This is a genomic window from Flavobacterium sp. FlaQc-49, from assembly GCF_044005985.1.
Classification (GTDB): domain Bacteria; phylum Bacteroidota; class Bacteroidia; order Flavobacteriales; family Flavobacteriaceae; genus Flavobacterium; species Flavobacterium cupriresistens.
Genome location: NZ_JBIPCS010000001.1, coordinates 611,920 through 633,632, shown reverse-complemented (window position 1 = coordinate 633,632; position 21,713 = coordinate 611,920). Strand labels below are relative to the sequence as shown.

Annotated in this window: 6 protein-coding genes; 1 reads left to right on the top strand and 5 read right to left on the bottom strand. The window is 34.9% G+C overall.

Annotation, left to right across the window (positions count from 1 at the left end):
* Window positions 1-479: 479 nt before the first annotated feature.
* From ACHRV3_RS02230 to ACHRV3_RS02210, 5 genes are all read right to left on the bottom strand, one after another.
* Window positions 480-917, bottom strand: a complete 438-nt coding sequence (locus ACHRV3_RS02230; protein WP_395434384.1) for a DUF4265 domain-containing protein — start codon at window positions 915-917, stop codon at window positions 480-482.
* A gap of 98 nt (window positions 918-1,015) precedes the next feature.
* Window positions 1,016-1,501 (bottom strand): hypothetical protein, encoded by a 486-nt coding sequence (locus ACHRV3_RS02225; protein ID WP_395434382.1) that lies wholly within the window; start codon window positions 1,499-1,501, stop codon window positions 1,016-1,018.
* 81 nt (window positions 1,502-1,582) lie between these two features.
* Window positions 1,583-1,948 carry an SMI1/KNR4 family protein gene (locus tag ACHRV3_RS02220; protein WP_395434380.1) on the bottom strand — a complete coding sequence of 122 codons (366 nt, stop codon included), beginning with the start codon at window positions 1,946-1,948 and terminating at the stop codon, window positions 1,583-1,585.
* A gap of 400 nt (window positions 1,949-2,348) precedes the next feature.
* Window positions 2,349-3,443 (bottom strand): NAD(P)/FAD-dependent oxidoreductase, encoded by a 1,095-nt coding sequence (locus ACHRV3_RS02215; protein ID WP_395434379.1) that lies wholly within the window; start codon window positions 3,441-3,443, stop codon window positions 2,349-2,351.
* 8 nt (window positions 3,444-3,451) lie between these two features.
* On the bottom strand, window positions 3,452-6,664 hold the full coding sequence (locus ACHRV3_RS02210) for a LodA/GoxA family CTQ-dependent oxidase (protein ID WP_395434378.1): 3,213 nt from the start codon (window positions 6,662-6,664) through the stop codon (window positions 3,452-3,454).
* A 1,380-nt stretch (window positions 6,665-8,044) separates the two neighbouring features.
* On the opposite strand from ACHRV3_RS02210, the gene ACHRV3_RS02205 reads away from it, so the two are divergent.
* Entirely contained in the window at window positions 8,045-21,700 is a 13,656-nt protein-coding gene (locus tag ACHRV3_RS02205) for an SDR family NAD(P)-dependent oxidoreductase (protein ID WP_395434376.1), read from the top strand.
* Window positions 21,701-21,713: the final 13 nt, after the last annotated feature.

The following is a 21,713-nucleotide window of genomic DNA, read 5'->3' as shown; positions in this document are numbered from 1 at the left end:
TTGGCATAGGCTTTGTATTTTTTCTGATGCAATCAAACACACACTCACACACGATATGAAAAAAAATAAAACAAGAAGCAGGGAAATTACAAAGGATTATATGTCCAATAAGTCGATGCAGCGCAAAGAAAAGGCTATAAATGTAATGGTGTTTAGTATCATTTTTTTTATTGCTGTTTTACTACTAACTCAAATTGTATAGAGCGTATTTAAGCCTAAGTATATCAAAATGATAAAACCTTATCATTTTGATACTACTTTTACATAGCCATTAATTAGTATCCATTCTAATTGTTGTTATTAACGTCTTATGTTTTATTATTTAGAACATAACCGTAAAAGGCAGGAGACTTTTGAGGATCTAATGTTTTATAACAGATAAAAAAAAATTGCGCAAAGTCAGAGATATTTGCGGAGCTTTTCATTAGAACTCTTCGGAGAGTGGTGTATGAAGAAAATCACCCTATGATGGAATAGCTTTAACACTCATGTTCTAAACAAGATTCTTCGTAAACCCAATTTCCCTTTTTTTTACCTTCTTCTAGAAAGTCTCTAATAACGGGATAATACACTTTTTGGGGTATATTAACAGCAACAATACTTCTTACGAGTAAAACTTCTGATTCACAATCGTTTTTATTCAACCATTCTCTTGTTGATTCAATTTTATTATCATCATAGAAAAAGATCCTTATAGTACTATTCCCTGAAATTTTAACAAAATCATCAAAATAATACATTTTTTCATCTTCATCATATTCTGCTTTGATTGTATCTCCCAACGAAATTCTTTTTGCAACAAAAGGAATATTATCAATTACGAAATTTTCCCCATCTCTTTCACACCAGATAGTTTCGGTCTCAAATTCAGCTTCATTTATTTTTTGTACAAAAGCTACTTTTATGCTATTATCCATAATTATTTATCACTTTTTTGATATTCAATCAGAACATAAAACATCTCTGTTGGTTGGTTACAAATTTGCACTAGAGGGTTTGATTGAAATATAAAATATTAAATAATTTTATAAGTTCCACTTCCGTCAAATTTATTTTCGTTATCTGCATTGGCTAAGACTAATCCAACTTCCGTGGGATTGAACTTTGAAACCAATTGTTCCCAATATTTTTCATCTATTAGTTCATTCTCTGAATCAACTAAATCTTCATAATTGAAATCCTTTAAGAACTCTACCAGTATATCTTCGAAAATAAAGACTATTAGTCCTGTATCTGACGAAAAAAAGGAGAAATCTTCTGAAAAAACTTCATCGTAATCGACTTTAATAATTTGGTTTACAAAAAAAACATTTTTACTTGATTTGTATTGAGCAAAAGGAGTATCAGTATAAGGAAAAACTTCACGTCTGATATCTTTAGGTAAAATATTATTTTTTAGTAACTCATTTTTTATGTCAGTCAAATAAAGGGCATCAATAACATAATATTTTTTATTAATGCTTAATTCTAAAGGTTCATTATTAGTAGATATATTTTTCATTTTATAAAAATGTTTTATATGATAGCTTCCCATTTTATCTTTGCATTGCCACAGCTTTATAAGAATTCTTGGAATTATGGGTCATATGTTCATAATAAATTCTGTAAAGGTTTCGTTCCTAAAAATGGATTCTTCCTTTGACATACCAATAAATGGCATTTCGTAAATATATCCCGTATTTTTCTCTATTGCAAAAGCAGTGTCTCCTCCATCTGAACCGAAAATAAAAAATTCGGGGGCATAATCTTCCACAGTATAATCTTTATTTAATTGCATCATATCTGCCAATGCCCATAAAAGAATGTATTTTTTATCTGTACTAATATCTGCTCCATTTGTTTCCTTAAAAAAGTCCATAAATCCTTTGGGTAAAATAAAATCAACTTCTTTCAAAAAAAAGTCTATTTCTTCCGCTGTTGGTGCTGTATTTCGTTCTATTCTTGTCATTTTTTTATTTTTTAATATTTCCCCGCTCTCCAAAGTGTTCCTCACAATCATTGCGCAAATGTCTCTGACTTTAAACAAATTTAGTATATGTTATATCAAAAAAAATGATTTCTGACCTACTAACATAATGTAATATTTTTTATGATCTGGAACATAATCATAAAAGTCAGGAGACTTTTGAGAGCCTAACGTTTTTATAACAGGCAAAAAAAATTGCGCAAAGTCAGAGACCTTTGCCTTCTCCATAAGAACTCTTCGAAGAACGAGACAAAACCTTAACAAAAATAACAACGCACCTAATAATTTTATGCTTTTAGAATTCTTTACTCACTTGATCCAGGTCGTACTTTTTATAAAACCGCAGTTGGCATTAATATAAACCTCATTCTAACGGTAACCATTACAACCGTCTCTCCCAAAAAGCAGCTGTTTTCCACCTGGTTTCCGCTTGGTAAAAAATACTTTTGTGTTTTAGGTAATGGTGCCAAATATGCTCCGTTTGTTCGGTATGTATTTTTTGAAGTGTTTCAGTAAATCCATACTTCAATAATAAATTTTGCAATTGCATGGCACTAGCCATTGCATTGTACATGCCTTGCGAAGATAAGGGGTCAAAACTTAGTGCTGCATCACCTAAAGCTACCCATTGTTGCCCTGCTACTTGTTCTAATTTAGTAGAATTAGCGGCAACTGTACCTTTAAAAACAATAGCATTTTCATGTTCGTTTAGTAAAGATAAAATAACAGGATTTTCTTTTGCCAATTCCAAAAATGAGGCAGTGGTTTTAAGTTCGTTTTTAGCCACTAAATCAGCATCGGTATGAAAAGCCACCACCCGTTTGTCATTAGGGACAACAGCACTATACCACCATCCGTTTTCACTAGCTAAAATGGTACTCATGGTATTTGTTCTGCTATTAGGTAAAGTAACCCAACAAGCAACCAATTTATCTTTCACTTGTCGTTTAATGCCCAAGCTCTTTGCAAAATGCGATTGGCGCCCACTGGCATCAATAATAAAAGAAGCTGAAATTGTAGAAGTTGATAAAGAGGTATCACCAGCTCTTAGTTGTACTTGCCAACGAGAATCTTCATAAGAACTGCTATGTAGCTTGGAACCCCACAAGCAATGAACTCCTCGGGCTTCTGCAGCTTTTCTTAAATAGGTTTCAAAGGCTTGTCTATCCAAATTTTTAACAAAACCATCAGGATTTCTTAAATCATCCAGAAGATATACTTGATTACTTCCCCAATAAGACTGCATGCCTACGTTTTTTTGATACAAAGTGCCTATTTGGTTTTCCAAACCCTCCAATAAATTCAATTGTTTTAAAATGCGTTGCGAAGCAGGAGCTAAAGATTCTCCAATCCGTTCATTAGGTTCAAGAAGCTTATCAACTAATGTTACCTGATAAGTATCTATTAAAGAAATGGCGACAATGCAACCTGCAATGCCACCACCTATAATTAATATATCTGTTTTTTCTGTCGCCAAACCTAGTGTTATTTTGGAATAAAACGTTGGAAACGAACTGATTGTTCGGGTACACCCACTTCTTTTCGAGGTTGTCTGGAATGAGGAACGGTTCTTGTTTTGGTTAATTTATGAGCTTTCGAAGCTAATAAATCAACTAGTTTTTGAACTTCACTTGTTAAAGCTTCATCCTGAACCAATTCGTCTTGAATCAATTGTACCAGTTGCTCGCGCGTGCTTTCAATTACAATTTGTTCGGTAAACAAGCCTTCGTTTGACAAATGTTCTAAAGTAATATGCAATAAAGATTCCTCTTTCTTATCCAAGTGTTTGTTGTCATTTAAGATTTTTCTCAATCGGGCTTCTGTCTCTTGCAACAACAGTTGGTTTTGTTCCTCATTTGGAACTACACCAATTTGCATTTCCGGTGGAAAATTAGCGTTATCAGGCACACCTGGACGCGGTTGCACAATCGCCAACTTGTCAAAATATTTCACCATAGCATTAATCTGATTGGTTTGTGTTGGATCTTCACCATCTAAAGGCAAATCATCTAACCAAAAATAACGATATGCAAAAGCCTCTCTACGGGTTTCTTCTGCTAAGTGTGTATCTAAAGTTTCTTTGTAACGTTCTTCACTCAAAATATTATTAGGAACTCTGGCAGGCCAAAATGTTGGTAGATAAGGATCATATGCAGTAGTATAACCATCTCTGCAACTTGCCGTATCAGTTTGCCAAGGAATAGCCATCCATCTCGTTACGCCACCGGGTACTTGACCACCTAATAATGGACCAGCAGGTAAAGTCAACACATCACTATTCATAGTAGAACCATAATAATGATAATCGGTTTTTGGTGTTTTAGGAGCGTGTTTCAATCGGAAAGGAGCCATATACATACCAGAAGTTCGCATAGGCCAAGTCATTTCACAACCCGGATGAAAAGCATCTGCCAAACAGAAATCCATAGCTGCTTTAGTTAACATGTCGGGTTGTTCAGCAATAGGATAATCATCAATTTTTTTAACAGGTGGAATATAAGGACAGCCTGTTGTATCTACAAAATCAGCATCAAAATCACCTTCGACCCATTGATCTAAAAACTCCAATTGCAAATGCGATAAGGTTGAATGTTGACGAACAGAACCTTGTGTAGGAATGGCAACTGCATCACCATACAACCAAGGCCATAGCTGTGGAGCTTGCGCACCGGATTGATCAAACCTACGGAAATTATTGGAAATAGTACGACGCATTTCTAAATTGGCAGAAGTAGGGTCATTTAGTTTTTTTACCCATGCTGCACTGGTATAATTAAATTGACCACCCCATCCAAAGGCAGCAGCAAATCCTGCATTTACCCATTGTAAATTGGTCATTCTTTCAAAAATAGGCAAGATGTCTTTAGAGAAAGAAGGTCTTGCAGGCCTTACTAACATTTCTGATTCTACAGCAACACTGCGCATTAAATCCCACATAGTACGAACCGATTTTTGCATAGGAGCATAATCAGGTGGAGCGCAAATCACCCAAGCAGGATCTACAGCAAGAGCTACTCCTTCATATTCTACCGTGGCTGTAACAGGGCCATCTGACATATCATCATACCAACCTTCATTGTTGGCAAAGGTAATAGCTCTATCACCATTGATGTTTTTCGATTTACCATGACCGCCCAGCATCACTAGGCGCCCTTTTTCATCTGTGTGCATTTCTCCTAAATAAACCGATTTCCCCATGAATTTTCCGGTGAATTCTTTCCCTTCAGTGACATTAGGTTTTGAAATGCTTTCACTACCACAATCAATCAATAACTGACGACGGTCTTTTACATCAATGTTTCTTAGTAAAGAAGGTGGAACATTGGGATCGGAGGCATCTGGAATATCTAAGGCAATTTGGAATTGATACCAAGATGATTTTTGATTGGCCAAATGCGAATGCCAGGTAATTTTAGCATTATCCATCGTCAATTCTTTGATAGCTTTTCCAGCCGCATTGAAGCCATAAATTCGGAACTGAGCAGCCTGACGTTTTATCGCTCCTGTTTTATCACGATAAGCATACACATCCTCTTTTGCTTCCGGTTCGTCTACTAAAGGCCCTATGAAATACTCCTCTTCACTATTTCCCACGCGCATCACACCAATAGGAGGATAGATACCAGCTCTAACAATACAAGTACTATCCTCGTCTGTATTGCCTTTAAAATGCGGATTTATAATATTAGGCTCTTGTAATTGTTGTCCATTGGCTTGATGCCTGGCTTCAGCACTAGCAGCATAAACTGTTTTTCGAGCGTCTGCAATACTGCCCAATGGTTTATGAGCTTCTAAAGTTCTCCAAATATTGAATGAAAGATTGCTTCCAAATTCAGACTGACCAATTGCTGTTACATCTTGTTGAGGCAAATGCAACTTAGCAATACAGATGTACGGACTTTCCTCAGTACTCCAAACTACTTGTGCATCATTAAGAGGCATGGTTGCTTCGTTAGTACGCAATTGGATTTCAAATCTAAAAGTAGCATCTCCATTGCGTAAACGTTTTTCTAAATCCAATCGTAAATAATTATCATCATCAAAGGGCGCGCCTTTATAGGTGTCATCTGGAACCAAACGATATTTAACAATTTGATTTTCTCCTAGTTGAAAAGGCAAAATAGCCCAGTAACCAGCACTTAAAACACTAGCCTCTTCTTTTTGCATAGCTTGTAAAATACTAGCCAATTCAGGATGCTTGTTGATATAAGTATCGTAATCCCTATCAATAGCACCAGCGGTTGTAAACGCACACATTTGCTGCGCATCACTAGCAAAAAAGCGATCTATATTCTGAAAAATGAAATCGGCAGTAGGACCTTCTCCAAAAAGTTTTGGCCCTTCCACTCCAAACAACTTCAAACCCACTCCAATAGTGGTGTGTAAGTCAGGTGAAGTAGTGCCTGTATCACTGGAGAAACGAACAGCACAGTCATATCGAGAGCCGCTAAAAATGCCTATTTTGAATTCTTCAGGGATATCCTCATTGATCACGAATTGCCCATAAGTGATACCATGTTGTTTTCTGAAAACAGCACGTTCCGCTGGATTTTGCCCTTTTTCAATTCGGGTTTTTTGACCCATTTCTACAAACATCTCTTTAAGACGCTGTGTTACCATTTCAGTACTACCACTACTGTCCCAACATTTTACGTTGTTTGCAGTAGGTTTTTCAACGATTCGTTTTTTGTTGTCCATATTTAGTAATTGTTTGTTTGTTACGCTAAGTAGGTAAATCGCATATATTAGGGGATACTATGACAACCCTAACAGCTCAATTGTTAGCCACTATGGGTAGTACATCTTGACAAATCTAAAATTTATCCTGCAAATGGGTATAGGTAGTTTTACTTGTTCTTCCGAAATTTCTTTAATTTTTGGACCCACTTTTCTATTACTTGCCGATTATGGAATTGAAATAGAATTTTTAGATTTAGTAAGTAATGAGAATTTCCTATCCGAAACAATTTGCCTTCGACTTTAAAAGGGTTTTGAACGCGATAGCATAGAATTGATATCCTGCTTAAATGGAATAGATTATCCTCTTGAAAGAGTGGAACTTCACCTTTCAATTTTAAATCTTACCGCTATGAAAAAGAATAAAATATCCTTCGAAACAAGGTTTTGGGCTGGGTTCTTGGCAGGAAATCCATTTGAGGCATTTGATGCCATATTTGACTTTGCACATCTCGATTATTATAAACAGAATTTAACTGAATCGGTTCTCTACTGCTATAAGAGGAAATCCTATAGTGAAATCCTATAATTTTCACTGTCTCCTAAGCCTAACGGGACTCGAACCTTAAGGATGTATGTAGTAATTATATCAATTGATATTTAGAATACAATATGAATAGTAAAATCACAAAATACGATCTAACTTTTCCGTTGATTTAATTTTATTTAAAAATTGGAACTATCATAAAAGCCCGTAATTTTTATATCAAAAGCCCGTAATTTTTAGATAGATGTTGTTGTTATTTTCGCGTAAAATCGATTATGCCTAAACGTTAAAAATTAATGTTTTTAAGGGGAATTTAGACTTTGTAGAAAATAGTTTAGAATAGAAATGAAGAGTCTTACATGATCTTTCAAAATGGTTACTAAATTAAGTTGTACAATAGAAAGCTGGTTGTGCCCGAAAAATATAAATATTGAGTTTATAGGTAAGAATAAAGTGTTATATAACATTGATTTGGTTATAAGGTATAGAAAGATAAGGGCATTAAAAAGAGAGGGAGTTCTTAGGGAGTACCAGAAACAAAATAGTCTGCCTTGTGTCGTTACTAATGCAAATGAACCAAATTATTTTAATAGTCTCATCAATAAAAATTCAATAGCTCAATATATAGTTTAAGTGCTATTTATTTGTTAAAGAAACTGATTAATGAATTTGATGGTTACGTAATATTTAGCTATAAAGAATATAGAATTGAAAATTAGTTTTGTGAAATGTAGAACCAAACCAAGTGGGATTTGACGCCCAGTATATGAGATTAAAAGCTTAAATGTTTATAGTGTCTTTAATAATCAATGTGAATTTACTTCAATAATAAAAAAAGGCAAAATCATCCAAAAATGAATACTTACTGTTTAAAAAGAGATTACTCTCTAAATATCCCTCAGATGTTATATGGGAGAATGTCTGAGAATTGGCTTTTAAAAGAATTAGGGGATATTCATTGGGAAATGATATCAAAAGGGTTGGGAGCTCCTTCAGATGCTATCTTTGATAGTAATGGTGAACGTCTTTATGCCAGTTTTGTTAGAATACAATGGAGTTGCCAAAATGATATAGGATTAAAAAGATTTGTAGAGAACGATGAAACGATAATCGAGTCCTGTTTAGAGCAGTTTAAAACTAAAATGTTTTTAAGCAATGGAACGGTAAAAAACAGAACAAGTGATAGTACTTTGCAAACCTCAATGATCTCAATTTTTTCAGCGAGAAAAAATGACGATAATCAAAATTTAGTCAAAGGGACACCTGTTCAAAAAGACGATTCCAAAGTACCATTATTAAAAATAATACCTAAATACGTTAAAGCTTTTTTTAATGTAAAGAATCACATAGCTTCTTTACCTACTGCCGAGGAAGAAACGTCTAACAAGCATTATTTTTATGATTCAGAGTTTACTATACTGGCAGAACCGCTGTTTACCAGAACTTATGAAGTAGAACCTTATGACGATATTAACGGCGTAGGGCTGTTATATTTTGCTTCCTACCCAAATATTAGTGATAAATGTGAACGCCATTTTTTTGAAGAGCATATTCTTGTAGATGGAGAAAAAATAAACTGGGCAATTCATGCTATTTGTACTGCGAGAGATATTCATTATTATGGAAATGCTAATCCTAATGAAAAATTAATATATCAACTTGATCAAGCCCTTTTGGTAGATGATTTAACCATACGATTAACATCGTCATTGTACAGGGAAGAAGACGGTCAAATTATTGCCAAGATTTTTACGGTCAAGAAGCTAAACCAAAAAGTAAGTATAGCAAGTGAAATTGTAGAAAGGGTAAAGAAAGAAAACGAAATTTTACAGAATGATAAAAAAAATGCGTCTGTTAAAAATGAAGTAACAGAAACTCCCAAGAGAGTTCACGAAGAAATCGCTGATAGCAATATAAAAATAACGTCCGAAGAACTTTCGGATATTATCATCGACTTTTTTAATTCAGTTTATGAAAGTAGTGAAGTCGATCTAAATACAGACTTACGCAAATTAGGTGTAGAATCGATCATTTATACCGAACTATCGGAGTATCTTAATCTGGAGTGTGGATTAAAAACAAATCCAAGTCGATTCTTCGGGTTGTATACAGTCAAACAAATTGTATCGTATTGCTTAGGGAAATCGGTAAGTGAAGATCAGAAGATAGAAGAAAAAAATGAAAACCATAGTTCTGATATAGCTATAATAAGTACTTGTTGCAGATTACCTAATGCCGATACTCCCGAGTTATTTTGGAAGAATCTTAAAGATGGTATTTCATCAATAACAACTACACCGGAAGGTAGATGGATTTGGCCTGAAGGAATCGAGAATAAATATGAAGGAATAAATTATGGAGGCTATTTAAGCGACATAGACAGTTTTGATTCTTTATTTTTTGAAATTTCTCCCAGAGAAGCTCAATTAATGGACCCGCAACAGCGAATGCTTTTACAATTAACTTGGGAGTTGTTCGAAAATGCAAAACAAAAACCAAGTCACTATAAGAAGAGTAATACCGGTGTGTTTATTGGGGTAAGTGGTAGTGATTATGAACGTGTAGTGACAGAAAATGACGCAACACAAGAAGGAATTGTTACCGGTAATGCAATTGCTCTTTTAGCGAATCGTATTTCTTATTTTTATGATTTTGAAGGGCCAAGCATGAGTATTGATACAGCTTGTTCTTCATCTTTAGTAGCTATAGCTGAGGCAGTAAAAGCGTTGAAACAAAAACAATGTGATCAAGCAGTTGTGGGAGGAATTCATTTGATGTGCCATCCGACAAAAAGTATAGCGTACAGTAATGCAAATATGCTTAGTAAAGATGGAAAATGTCACACTTTTGATATACAAGCAAACGGTTATGTAAGGGGAGAAGGTGCTGTTGTAATGCTTTTAAAACCTTTAGATAAAGCTCAGGAAGATGGGGATGAAATCTTAGGAATAATTAAAAGTACAGAAGTTAATCATGGAGGTTATTCAGGAGGAATTACGGTACCTAATCCGTTTCAACAACAAAAATTAATAACTAATGCTTACAAGCAAGCGGATGTTCCGATAGAAACGGTTAGTTATATAGAAGCACATGGAACAGGAACAAAACTGGGAGATCCTATTGAAATTAAAGCACTTAAAGATGCTTTTGAACAAATGCAGCATACTGATTCAGTAACAAAATGGTGTAGTTTAGGGTCTGTTAAAACCAATATTGGACATCTGGAAGCTGCTTCAGGAATTGCTGGATTATTAAAAGTGCTGTTGTCAATGCAAAACCAATATTTGCCTGCGACATTAAATTTTGAAACATTAAATCCACATATCGAATTAGAAAACAGTCCTTTTAGAATTCAAACTGAGGGACAAGTATGGAAATCATCTACTAACGTGCCCCTTAGAGCGGGAGTTAGTAGTTTTGGGATAGGAGGAACTAATGCGCATGTAGTAGTCGAAGCATATGATCAGAATCCGAAATTAGATATGGACAAATACATTCAGCTACCGATGCAGGTGTTTGTATTATCAGCTTTAAACCAAGAAAGTTTAGAAAGATATGCTCATGAAATGTATAACTGGATCGAAAAGCAAGAAGTAATTCAATTAGCTTCTTTTGCCTATACATTACAAACAGCCAAAGAAGAATTTGCAGAGCGATTAGCATTTACATATAAAGATTATAATGACTTAATAAATAAGTTAGAAAGCTTCCTTTCGAAAGAAAAGAAAGAATCAGCATTGTACTATATAGAAAATATAAAACAATGCAAAGAGGTTCATAAAGAGGAGTCTATAGCAGAGCAGTATATAATCGAACAAAATTTTGAGGCACTAGCGATGTTTTGGAGTAAAGGAGGAATTGTAAAATGGGAACAATTATATGATAAACTTCAAATTTCAAAGATAGCATTGCCAATATATCCATTTGCTAAGAAAAGATTTTGGATAGGAAAAAAAATTGAAAGAAAAGAAAGCCAAACCACTTCAATTATACATCAAGCAGAGCTTACAAAAGAAACGATTATACCTCTCCAAGAAAACGTAGTAGCCTCCATGGAATCAAAGAAGATTTTTACTGCAGCTAAAATTAAGCTTGTGCCTTTAAACCAAATACCTGCTGTTGCGAAGGAAGTTGTTTCCGTATCTCCTTATCTGGGAGAGAATTTAGAATTACTATTATCTCAAATATTAGGAGATTTATTGTATCTGGAACAGGAAGAAATTAAGGAAGATCAGACGTTTGCAGAGTTAGGTTTAGATTCTATTTTAGGTGTTGAATTTATAAAAAAGATAAATAAAGCTTTAGGGATTTCCGTAAGTACGGCAAAGCTGTATAGTTATCCTTCAGTAAAAGAGTTAGCAAATGCATTTAAGATACTAGTCCAACCAACTATTGCAAATAAAAAAGAAGACGTTGTTAAAATTAAGTTGCAACCAATCGAAACTTTTGGTGATCCGCAAATTACTATTGAAAATGAAACGGAAGTACTATCGACTGAAACTCTAATGGAGGGGTATGAAGAAAAGCTAATTGAACTTCTATGTGATTTATTATATGTGACCCCGGAAGAATTAGGACCCGACCAGACTTTTGTTGAACTGGGATTAGATTCTATTTTAGGAGTTGAATTCACGAAAAAAATCAGAAAACAATGGAATATTGATTTTGCTACAGCACAATTGTATAGCCATCCTACTGTAAAAGAATTAGCAGTACACTTACAGGTAATAAACAGCGGTAACCAAGCTTTAATCACCCCCGCGAACAAAACATCTTTATCAAGTAAAGAAAGCGATAAAAATTACGCAGTACAAGATAATTATAGCGCTCAACATCCTACTATTCAAAAGGAGTTGTTGCTATTGGTATCAGAGTTATTGTATTTGGAAGAATCTGAAATAGACGACACACAAACTTTTGTAACATTAGGTTTAGATTCTATTTTGGGAGTAGAATTGGTGAAAAAAATCAATAAAAAATGGCAGCTTTCAATTCCTGCATCACAAATTTATAGCTATCCTAATGTAGAAGAATTAAGTAATTATATAATATCAAGTCTTGAATTAACAGCAACTAACGAAACAAAAGAGTCTTTTGTAGAAAGTGTTGAACAGGAAATTATAAATGTATTTGAAGAAGAGGAGCTAAAAAATATTCTGGCAGAACTTTTATACTTAGAGAAAGAAGAAGTTTCGGGTACAGATACTTTTGTATCATTAGGTTTAGATTCTATTTTAGGTGTAGAATTCGTCAAGAAAATAAACAAAGAGTTTGGTACACAATGCCCAACATCCTTACTCTACAGTTACCCAACTTTATCTGAGTTGTATGCCCATTTGGCTTCAAATTATAGAATTAAAAGCAACAGACAAGAAGAAGGAAATGGTAGTATTAATTCTTTTTTTAAGCCAGTTGCTATCATTGGAAATATAGAAAAGGATAATGAATCTGATATTGAATATCACTTAAGTATCGCAAATACACCATGTTTAAGAGATCACAAAGTATTCGATGAATACATTTTACCAACAGATGCTTATGTTGAATTATTATATAGTTTTTTTAGAGAGCAATTAGGCAAAAAAAGCTTGACGTTAAAACAATTCCGCATCTCGGAAGTTTTAATTGCCCAAAAAGGAGAAACCGTTCCTATTGTACTGAATTTAAAAAAAGTTAGCGAAGGAATAATTCGCTTTATAATTAGTAACAAAGAATCACAGAAGGTTTATGTTAGGGGAACTATTGTAGAAGAAGTTGGTTTAATCGATGATTTCCTTTATACACCTAAAGCATCAGGAACTAAGCTAGACCTCGAAGCATTAACAGATTGGACTAAAGATATTTTGTCTGATAGTTATTTTCAAGTAAGAAAATCTCTGGAAATTGAAGGAGAATTTGCTAATGGCATCGTTGCAGTTACAAAACCACAGAATCGGGCTATTAGTTATGTGTCTCAGTGGTTAGATGGAGCACTATTATTTGCCATACAGTATGCAGCAATACAACAACGTCAAGGAAAAATAGATGGAGTCATGTATTTGCCTTACCGTATAGAAGCGATCAATATTCATGCAGCGGCACAGTCTGATGTAAATTATGATTGTCGTATGATTTGCCACGAAGCAGAGGATGATAAATTTCTTTTTTCGATAGAAATAGCTTCGGATTATGGTAAGTTGATCACAATTAAAAACTTAGAAGTTGTAAAAATTGATCAGAAGCAATTAGCAGTACAACAAGAAAGAAAAGTAAGCGCAGAAGTGCAGGTAGAGGATATTGTAAATTCTAAGAAACCTATAGCATCTGATGTGGCTATTATCGGAATGTCATGCCGTTTTCCGGGAGCAGAAAATGTAGTAGCGTTTTGGGAAAATTTAAAGGAAGGTGTCGATTCTATTTCCGAAATAGATTTAAAACAATGGCAAGACATCGATTGGTATAATAAAGACCCCAAACAGCAGAAAAAATCGTATAGTAAATGGGCTGGTTTTATAAAAGACAAAGATAAGTTTGACCCTTTGTTTTTTGGAATATCACCTCGTGAGGCAGAAGTAATGGATCCTCAGCATCGTTTATTTTTACAAGAATGTTGGAGAACAATAGAAGACGCAGGTTATACATCAAAAGCAATTGATAAACAAAACATTGGAGTTTTTGTAGGGGCAAGTTCAGGTGATTATCAACAGCTATTGGCACAAAATCAAGCTGACAAAGAGGGCTTTGCTTTTATGGGAAATTCCCAAGCTATATTGGCGGGAAGAATTGCTTTTTTACTAAACTTAAAAGGACCAGCTTTAACGCTGGATACGGCATGTTCATCTTCGTTAGTCGCTATTGATAGAGCGTATCAAAGTATCGTATCCGGAGAATCAGATATGGCTTTGGCAGGAGGCGTAAAATTAATGTGTACACCGTTATTGCACATTTGGACAAGTCAAGTAGGAATGGCTTCTAAGGATGGAAAATGTAAAACCTTCGATAATAAAGGCGATGGTATTGTTTCATCAGAAGGGGTGGGCGTACTATTCCTAAAAAGATTAGATGCCGCTATAAAAGACGGAGATCAAATACATGCTGTAATTAAAGCTAGTGGTATCAATCAAGATGGTAAAACTAATGGTATTACTGCGCCTAATGGGGCAGCACAAGCTTTACTCCAACAGCGCATTTATAACCAATATAATATAGATCCGGCAACCATTAAGTATGTAGAGACTCACGGTACCGGAACTAAGTTGGGAGACCCTATAGAAATTGAAGCACTAAAAACGAGTTTCGGTACTAAATCAGCAGTAGATAATAGCTGTGCACTAGGATCGGTAAAAACAAATATTGGTCATGCTGCTGAAGCTGCAGGGGTTTCGGGAGTCATTAAGACCATACTCATGCTTAAGAACAAGTACCTTGTACCTAGCTTGCATTTTGAGCAACTCAATGATGAAATATCTTTAGAAAAGTCCCCATTTTATATTAATACTGCGCTCAAACCCTGGCAACTTAACAACGAAAATCTTAGACGTGCAGTTGTAAGTAGTTTTGGATTTAGCGGAACCAATGCCCATTTGGTTTTGGAAGAATATCCGGAATTACAAGCAGATGCAATGGCAGATGACGGTACGGAACAATTAATACTACTTTCTGCTAAGACAGAATATAGTCTTAAAACGCAAGTGCAGCAAATGTTGGATTACCTTAAAGAGTCTAAAGAATCTTTAAGAGCAATTGCGTACACGTTACAATTGGGAAGAGATGCTATGCAAGAACGATTAGCCGTCATAGGAAACTCTAAAGAAGAAATCATACAACATCTGTCTAAATTTCTTGGTACATCTAATCATGCAGTATTAAGAGGAACAGTTGAAAAGCGAAAAAAGAGTACAACATCTATTAGTTCAGAGGAATTAGATACCGCTATCCTCAAAAAGAACTATAGAATTCTTGCGGAAACATGGATTTGGGGGATAGAGATAGATTGGGCACTATTATATGATAAAGAACAGATAAGAAAAGTTCAATTGCCTACATATGCCTTCGAAAAAGACAGGTATTGGATAGAACCCGTAAAATCTAGTATAATAACGGAATCGGCTTTAGAACCTGTTCAGAATCAATTGCATCCATTAGTACATCGCAATGTTGTCACATCAGACGGGCACATGTATGTAAGCACGTATTCAGGACAAGAAACGGTTTATAAGGACCATGTAGTGGATGGTAACAAAGTTCTGGCAGGAGTTGCTTATATAGAACAAGCTAGTATTGCTTTAGAGGAAGCTACTTTGAAACGAATATGGGGACTGAAAGACATTTTTTGGCAACAACCTCTTTTGGCAAATACTCAAAAAGATGTATTTACCAGAATATATTCAGACTCAAAAAATCATAACTATGAGATTTATACTAAAGAAAATGGAAGTATTTTAATTCATGGTAAAGGAACTGCTATTTTGGAAGAGCCATTGCAACCCGAAAAAATAGAGGTAAGAAGGTTGTTGAGTTTAAGTCAAAAAAAGATTTCAAGAGAAGAATTCTATGCTTTTCTGAAAACAGAAGGTTTTGATTTAGGAGTAAGTTTTAGGGGAATACAAGAGCAGTATTCAACCCCGGAATTTTCTATTTCGAGAATACAGTTGCCTTTACAAGAAGGTTACAAGATGCAACCGGGTGCTTTGGATAGTGCACTGCAAAATGCATTAGGTTGGATTATGATCGAGGGAGTATTAAGTCAGGCACTCCCGTTTAGTATGAAAACATGTTATCGATTTGTGGATCAATTGCCGGAAACATTTTGGTCGTATGCTCGCAAAAGTAAATCAAACCAAATAACGGATAAAGTTCAAGAATATGATATAGATATTTTAGACGAGCAAGGCAATGTTTTAGTGCAATTTCAACAATGTGTATTTCTTCCTGTAAAAGACAAAAGAAAAAAAGAGTCTGGTAATGCACTGGATATCCAAGAAGTGGTATGGCAAAAAGTGGCCTGTCTCAAAAATCAGGATTCGGTTCATAGCCACACAATTGTATATATGATTGGAGGTAATCCAATTTTGGAGGATGCCATCAGAAATTCTTATGAAGCAGAAATTCAATCGATAACTATTGAAAATGAGATTTCGACTTATATCCAAATTTTTGAAGATGTAAAACAAAGAGTTCATACAAAAGAAAGAATACAATTAATTGTTCTAGGTTCAAACGAAGAATATGAACAGTTTGGATTCCTTTCGGGAATGCTGAAAACACTAACATTAGAACATCCTAATTTAGAAGGGAAAGTAATTGCTATTGAAGATTTTTCAATTCATAATATCCATGAGATACTTGAAATATTAAATAAAGAACAATTTAATAAAGCAGTTGAAGTACGATATACAGCTCTTGAAAGACTCGAAAAAAGAAACGCAGAATTTACGATTCATAAACAGCAAGATGACTTAGTTAAAACATCAGGAGTATATGTATTAGTAGGCGGTACCGGAGCGATAGGGCGTACTGTTTGCGACTCTATTCTTGAAACTTTTGATACTAAAGTGATTCTGTTAGGAAGAAGTGAACAACCTAACAAAAGAGTGCCTGAAGGAGCATATTATTATCAATGTGATAGTACGGATGCATCCTCTGTTTCCAGCGTTTTTAAAGAAATTAGGAAACAATTTGGTACAATCAATGGTATATTTTATCTCGTTGGTAGTACTGCTGATGGTTATGCAAAAAATAAAACGGCAACAGAGGTTACAAAAGTTTTAAAAGCAAAGATAGAGGGTATCAAGAATATTGATAGAGAAACGAAAGAGGATTCTTTAGATTTCATGGTTTTGTTCTCTTCTCTAGCCGCTATTCATGGCAATATAGGGCAGATAGATTACGCGGCAGCGAATACTTTTCTTGATGATTATGCAAGATATAGAGAAAATCAGCGTAGCAAAGGAAATCGCTACGGGATAACTAAAAGTATCAATTGGCCTTTTTGGAAAAATGGCGGAATGCAAATTAATGCCCAGACAGAAACATTTTTACTAAAAAAGTGGGGAATGCAGGCGATGCCTAATGAAGAAGGTATAAAAGCATTGAAACAAATTTTGAACTCAGATTGTGTTCAAGCTTCAGTTATCTATAAAGTTTCATCAGAAAAGGTTCCGGTGAAGGTAGAAAATACGACCAATTCTTATAGCATTTCGACCAAAACGTTGCTGGAAAAATTAACGCAACTAGCAGCTACATTGGTTAAAATGAATCCGCAGAAAATAATTTCGCATATAGAACTTGGAGATTATGGATTTGATTCGATTTTATATACACAGTTTTGCAATGAAATTAATGAGCTTTTTGGATTGGATATAACTCCAACATTGTTCTTTAATTACCCAACGTTAGAGGAATTAGCAGCACATTTAGAATCGAATTATGCCCTTTCGGTAGAGGAGGATCAAGCTTTTAATGATGAAAAGGAGAACATAGCGATTGCTACAGTTCGAGAAGAGACGGAAAAAGCAAGTTTTGATACCGATTCAAATAAAGTTACGCGTAGAAAAGAAGTAGCCATAGTTGGTATGAGTGGGCGTTTTCCAGGTGCGGCAAATGTAGATGAGCTTTGGGAGCACTTAAAAAATAAAGAAGATTTGATTACAGAAGTTCCTGAGAGCAGATGGGATTGGAGAAAGTATTATGGAGATCCACAACAGGAAGAAAATACTACTTTATGCAAGTGGGGAGGTTTTCTGGACGGTATAGATGAATTTGATCCTTTGTTTTTTAATATTTCGCCCGTAGAAGCAGAATTGATGGATCCTCAGCAACGATTAGTATTGCAAGAAGTATATCATGCTTTAGAAGATGCGGCAATTTCAATCAATACAATTAAAGGAACAGACACAGGAGTTTTTATTGGAGTATCAAGTTCAGATTATTCAACTTTACTAAAAGAGCAGACAAATCAAGTTGGTATGGCACAATTTGCAACCGGTTCTGCGCATTCCGTTTTAGTAAATAGAATATCATACATTTTTGATTTGCATGGTCCAAGTGAGCCTATCGATACAGCATGTTCCAGTTCTTTGATAGCAATTCACAGAGCAGCAGAACATATAAGAAATGGTCATGGTACATTGGCAATTGCGGGAGGTGTAAATGCTATTTTATCACCTGAGTTAACATTGTCATTTAGTCAAGCAGGCATGCTAAGCAAAGATGGTCGTTGTAAAACATTTGATCAGGCTGCAAATGGTTATGTAAGAGGAGAAGGCGTTGGAATTTTAATATTAAAAGATTTAGATCAAGCCATTAAAGATAAAAATCCTATTTATGGAATTTTAAAAGGAAGCGCGGAAAATCATGGAGGGAAAGCTAATACTTTAACGTCTCCCAATCCAAAAGCCCAACAAAGGTTACTAATAAAAGCCTATAAAACAGCAGGAATAGATCCTGGATTAGTAAGTTATATTGAAGCTCACGGAACAGGAACACCACTAGGCGACCCGATTGAAACGGAAGGTTTAAAGTTAGCTTTTGAAACATTATACAAAGACACTGAGTCTTCTTATGGACAAGAAGCTCATTGTGCTATTGGTAGCATCAAAACAAATATTGGACATCTGGAAGCTGCCGCAGGAGTAGCAGGAGCAATCAAGGTTTTGATGGCAATGAAAAACAATAAAATCCCTGGAAATCCATTATTGCATCAACCGAATAATTACTTGAAGTTAGAGAATACTCCTTTTTATCTTCAAAAAGATACAACAGATTGGAAGGTGAAAGAAGGGCAACATAAAATTGCCGGTGTAAGTAGTTTTGGTTTTGGAGGTGCAAATGCGCATATAATTATTGAAGAATATATAGAAGATGAGTTAACAAATCATTCTCCAGAAGCATTACCTGTTTTTGTATTATCAGCCAAAGATTCTGATGGTTTAAATCGTCTGGTTAAATCGATGATTGAGTATTTATCAAGTAGTAATGACACTGGTTTTCAGGATGTATTATATACGCTGCAGTCCGGAAGAGAAGTGCTGGAATGTCGATTGGCATTTGTTGTAAATACTCGAAAAGAATGTATCAATCGATTAAATGAATTTGTTGAAACTAATTATGTATCAACCGATATGTATATTGGTAATAATGAAGATACTATTCATAGTCCTGATAAAGAAGATATTCAGGATATTATGAACAATTTGATTAGAGATAAAGAGGCAGATACAATTGCTAGATTATGGAGTCAGGGTGTAGAAATGGATTGGGAACTTTTATATGGAAATAAAACACCTCAAAAAAATCATTTGCCTACCTATCCTTTTAAGAAAGATCGCTATTGGTTTGTTTCTACAAAAAACACTAAAGAAACGGTAGCAAAGACTTATCAAAAGGCGCATCCATTAGTACAAACAATTGTAAATGATTCAACTTACGAAAGTGTTTTTTCCGGTCTGGAACCCATTTTTGCTTCACATAAAGTAAATGGAATAAATGTCTTACCAGGTGCAGCGCAAATAGAATGGATTCGCGAAGTAGGAAATCAGTACAAGAAACAAGCTGTGACCAGGATTACTGATGTAGTCTTTAGAGAACCTATTCAAGAAAATGACAACGAACGAGTTGAGGTTGTTGTTGTATTAGAAGAAACTGAAAAAGGGTTGAGTTATGATTTTAGAAAGAAATCAGATCCAACATCTATTTACAGTAATGGTAGTATTCAATACGATTCACTGCCAGCAATAAAATCAGTAGCGATAGATAATATAGCCTTGCGATTGCCTAATAGTTTAAGTCAGGAAGCGTACTATAAACTGCTAAAGGATAAAGGAATCACTTACGGAAAGCATTTTCAGGGTATCCAGGATATTATGTATTCAGATACGGAAGTCCTGACTCAGATTTATTTGACAGAAACGCAAGAGAACTATATGCTTTCACCGTTTTTACTGGATAGTGCAGTACAAACCGTGATGGGGCTTAGTTTTGGGTTTGATAAAAAGAATGCGACAAAACTTCCTTTTCGCGTCAAAGAGGTCAGGATTTATAAAGAATTACCACAACAATTTTGGTCATATGCTAAAAAAATAGAGCCAAAAAACGGAGAAGTACTCCCAACTTATGATGTAGATTTAATTGGTGAAGATGGTGAAATCTTAGTTCAATTTGAAGGTTTTGTTGCTTTAGATATAAAAACAGCACCTACACAAGAACCCTATTCGATAGACGATTTGATGTATGTGTCTGAATGGAAAAGAGAAACATTATCGAAACAGGAAGAGAGCCATAACGGAAATGCCTTAATTATTTCTTATAAAAATAAAAGAAGTAAGATGGTAAATGAATTGAGAGAATATTTAATCCATAAAAACGTAGCCATTTTTAATTCTGATGAACTGTCTGTAATACCAGAAAAAATTACAGCTGTCTATATTGTTCATGATGCACCTGAGGAAAACACCTCTACAACATTAGAAAGATTTTGGGAGAGAAATGAATTAGAAGTCTTTAAACAGCTCAAAAAACTATTGTCTTCTCCTTACATACATAAAGAATTAAACATTACTGTTTTATCAGATCGTACACAAAAAGTATTGATCAGTGATAAAGTACAGTATCAAGGCAGTGGGATTTTGGGATTAATGAGTTCATTAGCCAAAGAACAGAGCAATTGGAATGTTCGTATTATCGATGTAGATACATCAGATAAAATAACAGCTCAGGATATTATGAGGTTATTAAGAATACCGTATGACGCTAATGGAGAAATAATAGCGTATCGTCATCAAAATACCTATACAAGAAATCTATATCCTTTAGAAACACAAACGATTACAACCAAATTTAAAAAAGGAGGCGTGTATGTAATTCTGGGCGGTGCAGGTGGTATCGGAAAAGTTACTTCGGCCTATTTGGTTAAAAAATACCAAGCCCAAATAATTTGGTTAGGACGTAGCCCCGAAAACCAAACCATCCTAAAAGCACAAGAAGAAATAGCAGAATGGGGGCCAAAACCGGTTTATATCCAATGTAATGCGATTTTAGAAAAAGAAGTAAAAGCGGCTTATCATAAAATTAAGCAAACCTATCAAAATATTAATGGTGTATTTCACTCCGCATTGGTACTTAGGGATTGTTTAATTCACCAAATGGACGAAAGTACTTTTGTCGAAGTTTTTGAATCCAAAGCAACCGCCAGCCATTATTTGATAGATGTATTTGCCAAAGAATCATTAGACTTTATATGTTTTTATTCCTCAATGCAATCTCAGGTAAATGCTTTGGGACAAGCAAATTATGCTGCTGCCTGTATGTACAAAGATAGTTTTGCTTATACGGTTCAACAAAAATACAATATTCCGGTACAGATCATTAACTGGGGCTATTGGGGATCTGTAGGTGTAGTAGCCTCAGATGGATACAGAAATAAGATGAAACAATTAGGCATTGGCAGCATAGAAGCAGAGGAAGGAATGGCAATTTTAGAAGAAGTCATTGCGCAAGAATACCAACAAGTTATTGCTGCAAAATTTTTATAAGAGCCTAAGATCA